A 14,678-nucleotide genomic window follows, 5' to 3' on the forward strand; every position below is an offset into this window, starting at 1 on the left:
TGATTTATCCTTTCGGTTTACATATAAGTGCTACAAAAAATGAAAATAATATTGCTGCTGAAATACCTGCAGACGTTAAACTAAACATACCCATACCAATCCCTATATATCCGTGTTTCTCTGCAGCATGCATTGCCCCGTGTAATAGGGAATGTCCAAAACTTGTAATAGGAACTGTCGCCCCAGCACCAGCAAACTTTATAAGCTTATCGTACAATCCGAATCCATCTAAAACTGCTCCTATCACTACAAAAGTAGCCATTAAATGGGCTGGTGTTAACTTTGCGAAATCTAACAATACTTGCCCAACTACACAAATAGCGCCTCCTACAAGAAATGCATATATATAATCCACAATTCACTCTCCCTTCACTCTCTCAAATACGACACCATGTGCAATTGTTGGAATTGTTTCTTTTTGTTGCATCATCATCGGGCTTAATAACGCACCAGTAGCAACGACAAAAATTCGTTGTAAATTCCCTTTTTGCATCTCGCTTAATAAATGACCATATGTGACAACAGCTGAACAAGCACAACCACTACCACCAGCAAATACTTCTTCTTGACCGGGATCATAAATCATTAATCCGCAATCGTTATATATATGCCCAATATCATAACCTTCTTCCAGTAACAGTTGTTTCGCGATCGGTGTCCCAATAGCTGATAAATCACCGGTAACAATCAAATCGTAATCGGCTGCACTTCTCTTCAAATCCTCAAAATGTTGCTGAATTGTATGAGCTGCAGCAGGTGCCATCGCCGATCCCATATCTAAAGGGTTCGCAATTCCTAAATCTTGCACTTTTCCAATCGTAGCCGCTTTGATTTTAATGGCACTTTTTTCTTTACTAATTAATATGGATCCCGCACCTGTAACAGTGGAATTTGCTGTTCCTGGTTTTTGTCCCCCATACTCTGTTGGATAACGAAACTGTCTTTCAGCTGTTGCATTATGACTACTTACCGTCGCTAAAACACGATTTGCGAATCCACCATCTATAAAGGCTGATCCGACCGCTAAAGTCTCCATCGAGGTCGCACAAGCACTAAACATGCCTAAAAAGGGAATTCCCCACTTACGCGCAACGTAATTTGCTGTTACTGTTTGATTTAATAAGTCACCCGCTAAAAAGAAATCAATTTGTGATGTTTCTACATTTGCTTTTTGCATGACTTGTTGAATAGAATCTGACATTAATCTTCGTTCCGCAAGCTCCCAGTTTTCCTCTCCGCAATGTAAATCATCATATGAAATATCAAATTCCTTTCCAAGAGGGCCTTCAGCTTCTTTTGGACCGACGGCAGTACCGGTTGCATTCACATAAATATCATTTTGAAATACCCACGTTTGTTTTCCTGTCAACCTCATACTAGCCCCTCCTTTAAGACATAAAAATTTTAAAAGTATATCTTATTAACCCAATAATGTACGCACCGACAACACCAAAAACGATTACACTTCCCGCTAGCTTAAACATGTTTGTAGCAACCCCAAGTACAATTCCTTCACTCTTATGCTCTAGCGCAGCACTTGCCATAGAATTCGCAAATCCCGTAACAGGTACGGCCGAACCTGCTCCAGCAAATTGACCGATTTTATCATATACACCACAACCTGTTAAAATCGCCGATAATAGTACAAGAGTTGCGACTGTTGGATTCCCTGCCTCTTGTTCACTAAAATGAAAATAATGTATATAAAATTTCATCAATACTTCTCCGATTGTACAAATGAGTCCACCTACAAAAAATGCCTTAACACAATTTATAAAATAATTTGGCTTCGGATGGTATTCCTTCACTTTATTTACGTAATCGTCCTTTAGTTTTCGCCCTGTCATTTATATATTGCCTCCTATTTTACGAAATAAATCCAGTGAAACAACGAGCCTATTACTTTTCCAAGTACAAGAGCAACGAGTAAAACAACAATCTTCCCCTCTACCCCTACTCGTTTCGCTAAAATAGGTAGAACATTTAACACTTCCGTTAATGCGGCAGCGAGCATTCCAATGAATGTACCACAAAATATTCCTAATATAACAAGCCAATATTGCGACGTTTGAAATGTAATGTTTTTCAAACTACACCAAGCTCCTGTTAACGTACCTGCAATAACTGCCCACTCAAAATATTGAATGTGCTTTCCACTTCTCGTTAATTGAGCTAGACGAGGGATTATACCAAGTACAGCTAAAAACGCAACATATCCGCTACCTACAGCAATTCCTCCTGCTAAAGCAATTAAAATAACGAATCCAGACTCAATCATCGGTAAGTTGTTTCATATTATCCTTGTTTTCATGAACAATTACATATTGGTCAAGTGATTGCTGGTATTGGAACATCTCCACTTCTAACGGACTCGGCTCTTCATTAATACGCTTTTGAAATACATGATTAAAAAATAAAACCATGCCTAGCCCAAGACCTAATGAATAAGGAATTTGAAATAAAAGTGGTTGTGCCTTAAATTCTCCCGTAATCATGTAATATAACCGTTGGTGCACTTGTTGCATGCTTACATCTTCATGAAAATATATGATGGCAAGAGCTGCTCCAATGAAAAGTAACAACCATACAAGTCCTAAAAAAATCGGATGTACTTTCTTTTTTTCATATATAATTTCAACAAGAGTTTGTCCAGAACCGAGTAAATTAATTTGTATATGAGCGGTTTTTCGCCTAATAATCTCAATTATTTTCATAACATCAATTACAACATGCGTTTTATCACGCGCTGTAATTTTATAAATTACCTCATCCTGTAACGACTGAACTACTGCAGCATCTCCGGCAAGTTGAGCAACATCTCCCAGCTTTACTTCATACGTAGGAGAAACTTTTAATCGATTACGCATTTTAATATAAATTGTTTGTTCCAATTTCCATTCACCTCTTCACTCTTCCTCGTAGTTGTAGTATGGTTATTCAATTTTTTTCTAATACAATTTTTTCATAAAAAAACATCTGTACCATTTCGGTACAGATGTTTTTTAGTTTATGCTTTTTTCTTAAATAAATTTGCAATGCTTAATGCGAGCCCTCCCCAAATGACTACTATTCCAATAACCATCATCATAATCGCTGATCCACTCATTATGAAACACCTCGATCTTTCCATTCTTTTTCAAGCTTAGCAGAATCTGAATGTATTTGTGCATTCCATTTCTTTAAACTAATGATTAGCGCAATGATAAGGAACGCTGCTGCAATTGACCAACCATATGTTACGACAAACTCCGTTGGGTAACCTCCATAGTTCTTTTTAATATTTTGGATTGTACCATCAATTAACATGTACCCTAACATAAGCGGAGTAATAACGAGTAAACTCACTCTCCAAAACGTCCCTAACTTAATATCAGATACGAAGTTTGCGTGATTTTGATAAACTGGTAAACGACGTAAAATGAGTCCTATCGTAACTACTTCCGCTAGAGCAATTGTAATTAATCCGAAGTTATTAGCGAAGTAATCCACAACATCTAGGAACATAAGCCCGCCACGTGTCGCAAAAACGAGAGAAACGAGTACGAGAAGCGTCCCCATAATTCCAATTGTTTTTTGGCGACTTAAGCTGAACTTTTCAGATACAGCAGCAAAACATACTTCCGCAAGCGAGATGAGGGATGTAATTCCGGCAACCGTTAATGATAAGAAAAATAATACGCCAAATAAAGGTGACATCGGTAATTCATTAATAATTTGCGGGAATACTACGAACGCAAGCCCTACACCAGCACTTGCCACTTTATCAACTGGTACTCCCATATTATTTGCCATAAATCCAAGAGCCGCAAAGACCCCAATCCCTGCTAATAATTCAAATCCTGAGTTTGCAAATCCAGTAATAAAGGCATTATTTGTTGTATCTGAGTTTTTCGGTAAATAACTAGAATACGTAATCATAATTCCAAATGCTAAAGATAAGCTAAAGAAGATTTGACCGTAAGCAGCAAGCCATACTTTTCCGTCAAAAATACGACTCCAATCTGGTTTAAAGAATGCATCTAATCCTTGCATTGCACCTTCCATCGTCACTGCACGAACTACGATAATAAGGAACATAACAACTAGTAAAGGGATGAAAATACGGTTCACAACTTCGATTCCTTTTTTAACTCCTTTAAAAGCAACACCAAGCACAATAATCCAAACGAGAGCTAGTGGAATTAATACTTCCGGTACGAGCCCTCCAAACTGTCCCGGTTTATCTGCAACATGTAAATACTCTTTAAATAAAAATGATTCCGTATCTTTCCCCCATGCGCCAGTAATTGCAAAATACGTATAAGAAATAGACCAAGCAATAATTACTGCATAATATGTTGAAACGATAAACGTTACACACATTTGCCACCATCCGATGAATTCAGCACGCGGATGAATACGGAAGAACGTAAGTGGTGCTGAACCACGGTGACGGTGCCCAAGAGCAAATTCAAACGCCAATAGTGAAATACCAGTCGTTAATAATGCGAATAAGTACGGTAAAAAGAATGCGCCTCCCCCATTTTCATACGCCGTATAAGGAAAACGCCATATGTTTCCTAATCCAACGGCAGAGCCGACCGCTGCAAAAATGAATCCAGCCCTCGTTCCCCATTGTTGCCTCGTTTCCATATTTCCTTCCCCCTTTGTGACAAGTTCATAATTGGATTATATTTTAAATTTACTAAATTATCAATAAATTCTGTTAATTTTTAAGAAAGTTTACAATCTCCTCCTATTAAAGTCATAAAAAAAGATCGAATAGATAACTATTCATCTATTCGATCTTTCATCTGTTTTAATATTTTCTTTTCAAGTCTTGAAACTTGCACTTGCGAAATACCTATTCGCTCTGCTACTTCTGATTGAGTTTGGTCTTTATAATAGCGTAAATATACAATTAAACGCTCTCTCTCATCTAATTCTCTAATTGCTTCTTTTAAAGCAATTTTATCAAACCATTTCGTTTCAGATTGATCTGCAATTTGATCTAAAATAGTAATTGGATCTCCGTCGTTTTCATACACCGTTTCATGTATGGATGAAGGGGCACGACTTGCTTCTTGCGCCAGAACCACTTCCTCTGGCGTTAGTTCTAACGCTTCAGCTACTTCATTAATCGTTGGAGCCCTTCCGAATTCTTTCGAAAGCTCATCTCTCATCTTTCGAATTTTGTTTCCTGTTTCTTTTAAAGACCTACTTACTTTCACTGATCCATCATCACGTAAAAATCGTTGTATTTCGCCAATAATCATGGGAACTGCATATGTTGAAAATTTCACGTCGAAAGATAAATCAAATTTATCTACCGATTTTAAGAGTCCAATACATCCAATTTGAAACAAATCGTCTGGTTCGTATCCGCGATTAAGAAAACGTTGCACAACCGACCATACGAGACGCATATTACTTTGAACAATTGTATCTCTTGCTTGTTGATCTCCATCTTGACTTTTTTGAATTAACGCTTTTAGCTCGTGGTCCTTTAACTGAGGTTTCTTCTTCTCATTTTTGACCTCTATGTCCATAGGCTATTCTCCTTAATTGCATAGAGCGTTACTATTTGATAAGTATTTTGTCAAATGGATTGTTGTCCCGAAAGATTCGTTTGAAATAACTTCTACTTCATCCATAAAATTTTCCATGATAGTAAATCCCATTCCGGAACGCTCTAATTCAGGTTTAGTTGTAAAAAGGGGTTGTCTCGCTTCATCTAAATTAAAGATGCCAATCCCTTCATCTCGAATCGTGAGTTTCACCATTGCTTCTTCCAAAATTACAGAAATATAAACAACACCTTCTGCATTTCCTTCGTACCCATGAATAATTGCATTCGTAACCGCTTCTGACACAACTGTTTTAATCTCTGTAAGTTCTTCCATCGTAGGATCTAGTTGTGCAATGAAAGCAGCTACTGTAACGCGAGCGAACGATTCATTTTGACTTAACGCTGAAAATTGAAGGTTCATTTCATTTCTCATTTATGCCACCCCCAACGTCGCGAGCGCATGCGCTTCACTTTCTTCTAAGCGAACAATTTTAAATAAGCCCGACATTTCAAATAAACGTTTAACAGGCGGTGAAATTGCACAAACAACCATTTCTCCACCTAATCCCTTTACATGCTTATATCGGCCTAATATAACACCTAAACCAGAACTATCCATAAACGATAAGTTCTCTAGGCTCAAAACAATATGATGAACACCATGTGTCTCAATCATATCTGTTACTTTCGTTCGCAACTCTTCAGCAGTATGATGATCTAATTCACCCGCTAGCCTCACACATAGGACGTCACGTTTTACTTCTAATTGCATGGAAAGACTCACACGATTTCCTCCTTATGCTCAAACTTTACTCATTTACATACATAAAGATTTTCGTGATACAACATAAGAATCCTTCCTACTGACAAAAGAAGAACTATTTCGCCATAAAGTGAAACCATTCAGCAATTATTTACTTACATACGAATAGAAAAGCGGCAAAATATTTGCCGCTATTTTGATGTTGAAAACATCCCAAAACTTCTTTTAAATAACTCCCACCAGCTCGCTGCAGCAACATCTTCTTTTGCTACAATTGTTTGTTTTAATAAAACATCTTGATCTTTTTTTATAACAAGTGTACCAAGCGCATCGCCCTTTTTAATTGGTGCTTTCACTTTCTTTTCAGCAATTACTTCTTGCTTTACCTTGTCCATATTTTCGCCCTTCTTCATAAGAAGAGATACATTATCTGACGCAACTAAATCTACTTTTTCTTTTTTCCCTTTTCCTACTTGGACAGTCTTAATTTTTTCGCCTCGTGTATACAATTTCTTTGTCATATATTGACCAAATGCGTAGTCAAGAAGCTTCGTTACTTGATTGTTCCGTTCTTTCGATGTAGGTGCTCCCATAACAACTGAAATAACACGCATCCCATTCTTTTCAGCCGATGCTGTTAAACAATATTTTGCTTCTGTCGTAAAGCCCGTTTTTACACCATCTACTCCAGGATAAAAACGCACTAACTTATTCGTATTAACGAGCCAAAACTTCTTATCCGTATCTTCACGTAAATAGTCTTCGTATTTTCCTGTGTATTTGCGAATAAGTGGGTACTTCATCAATTCTTTCGCCATTATAGCCATATCATTTGCTGTGGAATAATGATCTTTAGCCGGAAGACCTGTCGGATTTTGAAAATGAGTATTTTTCAGTCCTAAATCTTTCGCTTTTTTGTTCATCATATTTACAAAACCTTCTTCTGAACCAGCGATATGCTCTGCTACTGCAACAGACGCATCATTTCCAGATGCAATTGCAATACCCTTTAGCATTTCATTTACGGTCATCTCTTCTCCAGGCTCTAAAAAGATTTGTGATCCACCCATTGAAGCTGCATGCTCACTTGCTCTCACTTTATCGGTCAGTTTTAATTTTCCTTTTTCAACTTGTTCCATAATTAATAGCATTGTCATAATCTTCGTCATACTAGCAGGTGGTAACTTCTCATTTGGATTTTTATCAAACAAAACTTTACCTGTATCTTGTTCAATTACAATTGCTGATGACGCTTGTTCCGCTAACTTCGGCGTTGTTTCTTCTGTTTTCTCCTGCTTCGTCTTCTCAGATTGTGCGAAACTAACTGAAGTACCAGAAAGCAATAACATGAAACAAACAAGTATTCCAAAAACTCGCTTCATGACTAACCCTCCATTCTATATCAAACCTATTTTTTCCAATTTACTGTTTTTTAATACCATATTTTTCTAACATTTTCAGTTGACAAACACATTCATCACCTTTATTGTATTAAGTGTATTACTCACAATAGTACACTTAATACAAGTTAGAAAGGAGACATTGCTCTTGCATATTCAACTTGATCCAAGAAGCAACACTCCGATATGGGAACAAATTGTTCAAAATATAAAAGAACTCGTATTAAAGAACATGTTAGCTCCAAGTGACAAACTACCTTCTGTACGAGAACTCGCTTCTTTACTCGTTATAAATCCAAATACAGTGAGTAAAGCGTATCAAGAGTTAGAGCGACAAGGGATTATTGAAACATTACGAGGAAAAGGAACATTTGTATCCCAATCGATTACCCCAACATTAGACGAAAGGAAAATCGCTATGGTTGAAAAGCAATTTCATCAATTACTATTAGAAGCCTCTTATCTTGGTGTGACGAAAGATAAAATTCATGATTGGATAGATTCATACTATAAAGAGATTGGAGGAAATACAGATGCTGAAAGTGACAAGCTTGAAGAAAACAATTGATAATCAAACGATTTTAGACGATGTTTCTTTCACATTGCAAAGAGGGAGTATCATCGGATTACTCGGAAGAAACGGTGCAGGGAAAACAACTTTATTGCGAACGATGGTCGGTATTTTAGACCCTGATGAAGGGACCGTTACATATGAAGATACAAACATTCATCAGTGTCCTGAAATAAAGCAAAAAATCGTATATGTTCCGGATTCTACTAACATACTGAACGGCTATACGATAAAAGAAATTGTAAAATTTTATAAAGCCGTTTATACAGCATTTGATGAACAGTATTTCTATGAACTGTTAGAACGTTTTAACTTACCAAACAAACGAATTCGTAGCTATTCAAAAGGAATGAAAGCACTGCTCGCCATCATTTTAGCTGTTTCTACAAAAGCAGAATATATCATTTTAGATGAACCGACAAATGGACTTGATCCTATCGTGAAAAGGCAGATTTTACAGTTTCTCGTTGGAGAAGTTGCAGAAAAAGAAATTACCATTTTCATCTCAACTCACCATTTAGATGAAGTGGAACAAATTGCAGATACAATCATTATTTTAAAAGGCCATACTATATCTTCTATTACATCACTAGACGATGCAAAATCACGATTTGCTAAAATCCAAGTAGCTTATGAACGTTCACTACCTCAAAAACTAGAAAACTTAAGCAATATTAAAATATTAAATCAAACAGGAAAAGTATATACAATCTTAATTCAGGGAAATGTGGCTACAACACTGGAGAAGTTTTATAAAGAACAACCTATACTCATTGAAGAGTTAACAATGTCACTTGAAGATATTTTTATCACTACATTTGAGGAGGATTCACATGTTTCATAAAGCTTTATGGATGAGGCAATGGAAGCAAGGAAAATATATAATTCTATTATTTTGGTTAACTAGTTTATATCAACTACCTTATAAATATTATCAAGAAGCGCAAATGCAACTAAAACTATCAAAAATGAAGTTTGGTGACTATACATATTACTACTCCTACTATTTCCAGACATCTGATGGTACCGTCTTCTTTCAAGGAGCTACTCTAATTGCACTCGCTTGTCTTTTAATTGGATGGGAACGTAATAATCAATCAAATGATTTTCTATTCTCGATGCCTTTTAAACGAAAGGATATTTTTTTAACAAAATGGTGGCTTGGTGTTTTCAATATTATTACAGTACAAATTGTTTGCTGGATTAGTATGTACGGAATAAAGAACATGTCGTTTCACAATGAGTATCAAACCTTTGCTCCGTTCTATAGTTACTTTCTATATGCTACCGTTGTACTTACCGCTATTTATACATTCGCCTTATTTATCGGGACTATTACTGGACATATATTTTCTCAAAGTATTTTAACTATCATTCTATTATTTTTACCATACGGTTTTGGATTGTTAATTTCCGGATTCATTTATTCACACACACAATGGTCTGTAGATGCAATGGGAGAAATAGAGTACCATACTCATGAGTACTTACAACATATAGGTATCATTTCACCATTAGAATATTTTTCTATTACTTATGATTACCACCCGATAGAAACATTTGATGACTATGGCAATAAACTTCCCAGTGCATCACAGGACAATCCTACGGAGCGTATTTCTGTACCTTCTCCTTGGACACTATTAACACCATTTTCTTACATCATTACCTTTTTATCAATAGCAACCTTTCTATACACACGTACACCGAACGAACAAAGTGGAAAAATACTATTGTTTCCTAACTTGCAAAAATGGTTCATAATTTGCACTGTTCTATGCTTCGGACTACTTGGTGGTAGAATATTAGGCGGACGAGATGCACTTCTGTCTTATTATGTTGGATTTTTCCTATTCGCTACCATAAGTTACTTCATTTTTACACGTCTATTAAAATTGAAGTTTGCTTTTGCAAGGAAATAAATATGCCATGAATTATTTAACTGTTATATGAACCAAATAAAAAAAGCATTGCACAAGAGCAATGCTTTTTTTTATATATCCCGATCCAAATAAAGAGGTTATTTCACATTCTCTCTTCTTTTCCCATACTCTTTTTCTTGTTTCGTTCCAAACCCGTCACCATTTGCGACAATTTGATCTGTTGGAGCAACTATACTTTCAGCAATTCTCCATTCTCCACCTTGTTGAATAAACACTTGCATAAAATAATTCATTCCATTTAATTGATACGGATTTTCTTTTTTTACTTCATAACGCGCTGCAACATAATACACTTGCACATTCTCAGCCTCAAACTTAGAAATATATTGTGATAATCTCGGGATGTACTGTGATGCTTTTTGAAGTCGAAGTTGTTTTACTTTTACAAGAGAAGACTTCGTTACATTGCTTATCGTATCTTCATGCCGAATGTTATCACTGTGATGAAATAAAATAGCATTCTGCATAGAGCGAATCCATAGTTTTGAATATAAAACAGGTTGCTTATTTGAAATATGTTGTAATTCTTTTTGAACGACTTGAAGAGGCGTTGCGGCATCCACGAATTGATGAAAACAGAAAAAACTTCCAATCATAATGAAAAGCGTACAAATACGTTTCATTATTTTTCACTCCGATTCTTTTTAATTAAAGTATTGGAGTTTCAAAATGTTTTTATTCAAAAGAAAAAGGATAGGAAAGCTTTCGCTCCCTATCCTCATTTATTATAATACGCGGCCAAATAGCTCTAACACCATTTCTATTTCTTGGTCGCTCCAACCTTTAAATCTCTCTTTATAATATTCTTTTCGTACAGCTTCTAGTTTTTCAGTTACTTCTCTTCCGTGCTCTGTAATTTCTAAGTACACGATACGACGGTCTGAATTAGAACGTTTTCTTTCTACTAATCCTTTTCGTACAAGACGATCTGTAACAGCTGTAATATGACTGGAGGTTACGTTTACTTCACTCGCAATTTGCGAAGCCATCTGTGGACTGTTTAAAAATAACGCGCGTAATACAGAAAATTCATTATATGGCATATGTTCTGCAAAACGTGTATTAATATCATTTTGTAATAAACGTATCATCTTTCGAAATGATCCGGATAACTCTAAAATCAGTGTTTCTCTTTTTTCGTTCACTAGCCTCGTCCCTTTTTTATCATATTTACACATATTATAATCTATAAATACCCTCGTTGTATATGCTTTCTTTCTTTAACATTCCCATTTATGTAACTTTTTCATACAAATTTCTTTTTTGTTCACACATATACATATAAAAAGGATGGTGATGGAAGATGCAAGGTGGAATGAATCCTTATTTACACAATGTACGCACAGCTAATACTGGTAAAGAAGCGACTATTACTGTACAAGGTGAGGGTATTGTCAAAGCGAAACCAAATGTCGTTATACTAACACTTGGCATTCGAACTGATAGTAAAAATGTGAAACAAGCGCAAGAAGAAAATGCAGTGCAATCAAAACAATTGCTGGATGCACTTAAACAGCTTGGTATCGCTGATAAAGATATAGAAACGATTTCTTATACAATCACTCCTCAATACGAGTATGTAAATGATAAAGCATTACTACAAGGATATCGGGTGGAACATTTGTATGAAATTACCGTTTTAAATGTACAAAAAGCAGGGGAAGTATATGATATAGCCGTTTCAAATGGAGCAAACGTAGCAAAAGGTTTACGGTTTCGAATATCTCACCCAATTAAATATTATGAGCAAGCTCTCATTCAAGCCCTGCAACAAGCTGTAGAAAAAGCTCGTGCTATTGCGAGTATATACAATTTAAACATTAATCCTGTTCCACTCTCATTCGTTGAAGAATCTGCTCAATTACCAAGGGAAGTCGCGTCCTATGCTACTTTACATGCACAAGCAGCTCCTCCCATTCAATCGGGAGAATTAGAGATCATTTCTACAATACGGGCGATTTTTACGTATTTATAAATAATTCTATTTATAAGTAAACGTTATCATTTTCCTTGTTGTAAAAACATGATGTTCTGATATAATAAAGGACGGTGAGCTCTTACGAAAGAGATATCACGGGTGGGAGAGGGATATGAAAAAGAAGGTTTAACATGAAAGGAATACTTGAAAGAACATTTAAATTAGGTTTACACGAAACATCACCAAAACAAGAAGTTTTAGCTGGAGTTACGTCATTTTTTACGATCGTATATATTATGATTGTAAATGCATCCATTTTATCCGATGCTGGCATTCCTCTTGAAGCTGGAATTTTAGCAACTGTTTTCAGTTCATTTGTCGGATGTCTGCTCATGGCATTTTGGGCAAATGCACCTGCTATTCTTGTCCCTGGTATGGGTGTAAATGCATTCTTCACGTACACTGCTGTCCATACGCTCGGATTAACTTGGCAGGAAGCATTAGCAGCTGTCTTCATCTCTGGTATTATTTTTGCAATTGCTGCGTTTACACCAATCGCTCGCGTGCTTTCAGTATCGATTCCAAAGTCACTAAAGGAAGCTATCACTGTCGGCATCGGATTATTTTTAGCATTTATCGGATTGCAAAAAGGTGGTTTAGTCGTTTCGAATCCAAATACTGCTGTTGCAATGGGTAAATTAAGTAGCCCTGTCGTTCTTGCGACCGTGCTTACTCTTATCGTTGCACTCGTATTATTTATTCGTAACGTACGTGGAAACTTTTTATGGACGATTGCAATAGGAACTGGTATTGCATGGCTGTTTGGCCTTGTTGATACAAGTCAAATCGGAAATAGTTCATTCTCATTCGCTAATTACGGCGATGTGTTTGGGGCTATGTCATTTGGCAAACTTTCTTCCTTACCATTTTGGATTGCAACATTCTCCTTAAGCATGGTGCTTATTTTTGAGAACATGGGACTTCTGCACGGTTTATTAGAAGATGACCGTAAATTCCCACGTGCTTACCAAGCCAATGCAATTTCAGCAATGACATGTGGTCTATTTGGCACAAGCCCTACCGTATCAACAGTAGAGAGTGCCGCAGGTATTACTGCAGGCGGAAAAACAGGTCTGACGTCTATCGTTACAGGGTTGTTATTCTTTGCATCACTGTTTGCACTTCCGTTTGTCAAACTAATTCCTGATAGTGCCATTGCACCAATCTTAATTATTATTGGCGGCCTGATGATTACAAGCATTCAACAAATTCCTCTGAACGATTTTTCAGAAGGATTTCCAGCGTTCTTAATTATCGTCATGATCCCGCTCACATATAGTATCGCTGATGGCATTGCGTTCGGATTTATTGCTTATCCTATCTTAAAAGTTGCTCTTGGAAAGCGTAAAGAAGTCGCACCGTCTATGTATATCATTACATGCTTATTCTTAGCCATGTTCGTATTACATGCTATTGGTTAAGTAAAAACACCGAGGAATTTTCCCTCGGTGTTTTTTACTTAAACCATCCTTTTTTATAAAACCAAGCCATCATGCCGCCACCAATTAGTGCCATAATAAGTAAACAAATAAAATAACTATATTGTCCACCGAGCTCTGGCATATGCGTAAAGTTCATTCCATATACTCCCGCAATAAATGTTAATGGCATGAAAATAGTCGAGAATACAGTTAATGTTTTCATAATGTTATTCATATGATGCGAGTTTAATGAAAAATAGCTATCTCGAATATCTGCTGTTAACTCCCGGCTTGCTTCAATCATTTCGGTCAATTTAAGCAAATGATCATGTATATCTTTAAAATAAATTTCATGATCACTTATACCGTAAAAACGAGTCGAATTTAAAATACGATACAATAAATCACGCATCGGAATAATTGTACGTCTTAACTTCGATAAATCTGCACGTATATCAAATACTTCTTCTAGTACACTTCCTGCCGTTTCACCCGTTAAATTATCATCAATTGCATTTAAATGATCCTCAATGTAATATACAGGCGCAAAATAGTCATCTACAATTTGATCGATAATTGTATGCGCTACGTGCAGGGGACTATTTTTAATACGCTTCTTTTCTCCAAGCGTTTTCCATACTCTTTCAATTGCATTGTTATGCGAAAAGTGGAAAGAAACAATATAACGATCACTAATAAATAAATCAATCTCGTGAGGTTCTAATCCATCCTCACCAAATGCATGAAGAACTAAAAAGTTATATCCATCATAAAAATCAACTTTTGGCCTCTGTACATATTCTATGCAGTCTTCAATTGCAAGGGGATGGAACTTAAAATGATCTTGCAAAATGTATGTATACTCTTCTTTCGTTGGCTTATATAAATCTAGCCAATACCATACAATATGGTCTTTCTTTGTTTCCTCTAACGAAACATCATATAATACTTCATCTGTTTTTGTTATTGCACAAATTCTAATCATATTTTCACCCATTATTATTATAAACAAAAAATAGTAAAAAAAGCCAAGGAGAAATACTCCCTGGCCCTT

Annotated in this window: 19 protein-coding genes; 5 read left to right on the forward strand and 14 right to left on the reverse strand. The window is 36.2% G+C overall.

The features are described 5' to 3' along the window. Positions 1 to 4: 4 nt before the first annotated feature. From spoVAE to dacF, 11 genes are all read right to left on the reverse strand, one after another. Positions 5 to 355, reverse strand: coding sequence for a stage V sporulation protein AE (spoVAE, locus tag NLJ82_RS19780; protein WP_000384637.1), 351 nt, complete (start codon positions 353 to 355; stop codon positions 5 to 7). Between the two features lie 3 nt (positions 356 to 358). After that, positions 359 to 1,375 carry a stage V sporulation protein AD gene (gene spoVAD / locus NLJ82_RS19785; protein WP_001241148.1) on the reverse strand — a complete coding sequence of 339 codons (1,017 nt, stop codon included), beginning with the start codon at positions 1,373 to 1,375 and terminating at the stop codon, positions 359 to 361. Between the two features lie 13 nt (positions 1,376 to 1,388). Next, a complete protein-coding gene (gene spoVAC, locus NLJ82_RS19790; RefSeq protein ID WP_000147736.1) occupies positions 1,389 to 1,847 on the reverse strand; it encodes a stage V sporulation protein AC in 459 nt (152 codons plus the stop codon). 14 nt (positions 1,848 to 1,861) lie between these two features. Beyond that, positions 1,862 to 2,278 carry a stage V sporulation protein SpoVAB gene (gene spoVAB / locus NLJ82_RS19795; protein ID WP_000572932.1) on the reverse strand — a complete coding sequence of 139 codons (417 nt, stop codon included), beginning with the start codon at positions 2,276 to 2,278 and terminating at the stop codon, positions 1,862 to 1,864. Beyond that, on the reverse strand, positions 2,271 to 2,891 hold the full coding sequence (gene spoVAA / locus NLJ82_RS19800) for a stage V sporulation protein SpoVAA (protein WP_000438356.1): 621 nt from the start codon (positions 2,889 to 2,891) through the stop codon (positions 2,271 to 2,273). The genes spoVAB and spoVAA overlap by 8 nt, the downstream gene beginning before the upstream one ends. Positions 2,892 to 3,007: 116 nt before the next feature. Continuing rightward, complete coding sequence (locus NLJ82_RS19805) at positions 3,008 to 3,106, reverse strand: methionine/alanine import family NSS transporter small subunit (RefSeq protein ID WP_000016826.1); 99 nt, start codon at positions 3,104 to 3,106, stop codon at positions 3,008 to 3,010. Next, positions 3,106 to 4,632, reverse strand: coding sequence for a sodium-dependent transporter (locus tag NLJ82_RS19810; RefSeq protein WP_000450064.1), 1,527 nt, complete (start codon positions 4,630 to 4,632; stop codon positions 3,106 to 3,108). Before NLJ82_RS19810 ends, NLJ82_RS19805 begins: the two co-directional genes overlap by 1 nt. A gap of 137 nt (positions 4,633 to 4,769) precedes the next feature. Then, entirely contained in the window at positions 4,770 to 5,528 is a 759-nt protein-coding gene (gene sigF / locus NLJ82_RS19815; RefSeq protein ID WP_000350729.1) for an RNA polymerase sporulation sigma factor SigF, read from the reverse strand. 12 nt (positions 5,529 to 5,540) lie between these two features. Beyond that, positions 5,541 to 5,981, reverse strand: coding sequence for an anti-sigma F factor (gene spoIIAB / locus NLJ82_RS19820; protein ID WP_001243400.1), 441 nt, complete (start codon positions 5,979 to 5,981; stop codon positions 5,541 to 5,543). Further along, a complete protein-coding gene (gene spoIIAA / locus NLJ82_RS19825) occupies positions 5,982 to 6,332 on the reverse strand; it encodes an anti-sigma F factor antagonist (protein WP_000059133.1) in 351 nt (116 codons plus the stop codon). It lies immediately after the preceding gene. 170 nt (positions 6,333 to 6,502) lie between these two features. Next, positions 6,503 to 7,693 carry a serine-type D-Ala-D-Ala carboxypeptidase DacF gene (dacF, locus tag NLJ82_RS19830; protein WP_000831994.1) on the reverse strand — a complete coding sequence of 397 codons (1,191 nt, stop codon included), beginning with the start codon at positions 7,691 to 7,693 and terminating at the stop codon, positions 6,503 to 6,505. 166 nt (positions 7,694 to 7,859) lie between these two features. Between dacF and NLJ82_RS19835 the strand changes: the two genes are divergently transcribed. Genes NLJ82_RS19835 through NLJ82_RS19845 form a run of 3 tightly spaced genes read left to right on the forward strand, consistent with a single transcriptional unit; the run spans position 7,860 to position 10,204 of the window. Beyond that, positions 7,860 to 8,279, forward strand: a complete 420-nt coding sequence (locus tag NLJ82_RS19835) for a GntR family transcriptional regulator (protein WP_000548040.1) — start codon at positions 7,860 to 7,862, stop codon at positions 8,277 to 8,279. After that, positions 8,245 to 9,126 (forward strand): ABC transporter ATP-binding protein, encoded by an 882-nt coding sequence (locus NLJ82_RS19840; RefSeq protein ID WP_000922149.1) that lies wholly within the window; start codon positions 8,245 to 8,247, stop codon positions 9,124 to 9,126. Before NLJ82_RS19835 ends, NLJ82_RS19840 begins: the two co-directional genes overlap by 35 nt. Continuing rightward, positions 9,116 to 10,204: an ABC-2 transporter permease gene (locus tag NLJ82_RS19845; protein ID WP_000468514.1), complete on the forward strand. Its 1,089-nt coding sequence runs from the start codon at positions 9,116 to 9,118 to the stop codon at positions 10,202 to 10,204. Before NLJ82_RS19840 ends, NLJ82_RS19845 begins: the two co-directional genes overlap by 11 nt. Positions 10,205 to 10,302: 98 nt before the next feature. Here the strand turns inward: NLJ82_RS19845 and NLJ82_RS19850 are convergent, their stop codons facing one another. Further along, a complete protein-coding gene (locus NLJ82_RS19850; RefSeq protein WP_000820922.1) occupies positions 10,303 to 10,848 on the reverse strand; it encodes a hypothetical protein in 546 nt (181 codons plus the stop codon). A 102-nt stretch (positions 10,849 to 10,950) separates the two neighbouring features. Further along, positions 10,951 to 11,370, reverse strand: coding sequence for a MarR family winged helix-turn-helix transcriptional regulator (locus NLJ82_RS19855; RefSeq protein ID WP_001003315.1), 420 nt, complete (start codon positions 11,368 to 11,370; stop codon positions 10,951 to 10,953). Between the two features lie 158 nt (positions 11,371 to 11,528). On the opposite strand from NLJ82_RS19855, the gene NLJ82_RS19860 reads away from it, so the two are divergent. Continuing rightward, positions 11,529 to 12,200 carry an SIMPL domain-containing protein gene (locus NLJ82_RS19860; protein ID WP_001161439.1) on the forward strand — a complete coding sequence of 224 codons (672 nt, stop codon included), beginning with the start codon at positions 11,529 to 11,531 and terminating at the stop codon, positions 12,198 to 12,200. Positions 12,201 to 12,334: 134 nt separating this feature from the next. Continuing rightward, positions 12,335 to 13,624: an NCS2 family permease gene (locus NLJ82_RS19865; RefSeq protein WP_000676253.1), complete on the forward strand. Its 1,290-nt coding sequence runs from the start codon at positions 12,335 to 12,337 to the stop codon at positions 13,622 to 13,624. Positions 13,625 to 13,658: 34 nt separating this feature from the next. Here NLJ82_RS19865 and corA read toward each other — a convergent pair whose 3' ends face one another. After that, positions 13,659 to 14,621, reverse strand: a complete 963-nt coding sequence (gene corA, locus NLJ82_RS19870) for a magnesium/cobalt transporter CorA (protein WP_001998197.1) — start codon at positions 14,619 to 14,621, stop codon at positions 13,659 to 13,661. Positions 14,622 to 14,678: the final 57 nt, after the last annotated feature.

It is taken from the genome of Bacillus paranthracis, from assembly GCF_024296885.1.
Classification (GTDB): domain Bacteria; phylum Bacillota; class Bacilli; order Bacillales; family Bacillaceae_G; genus Bacillus_A; species Bacillus_A paranthracis.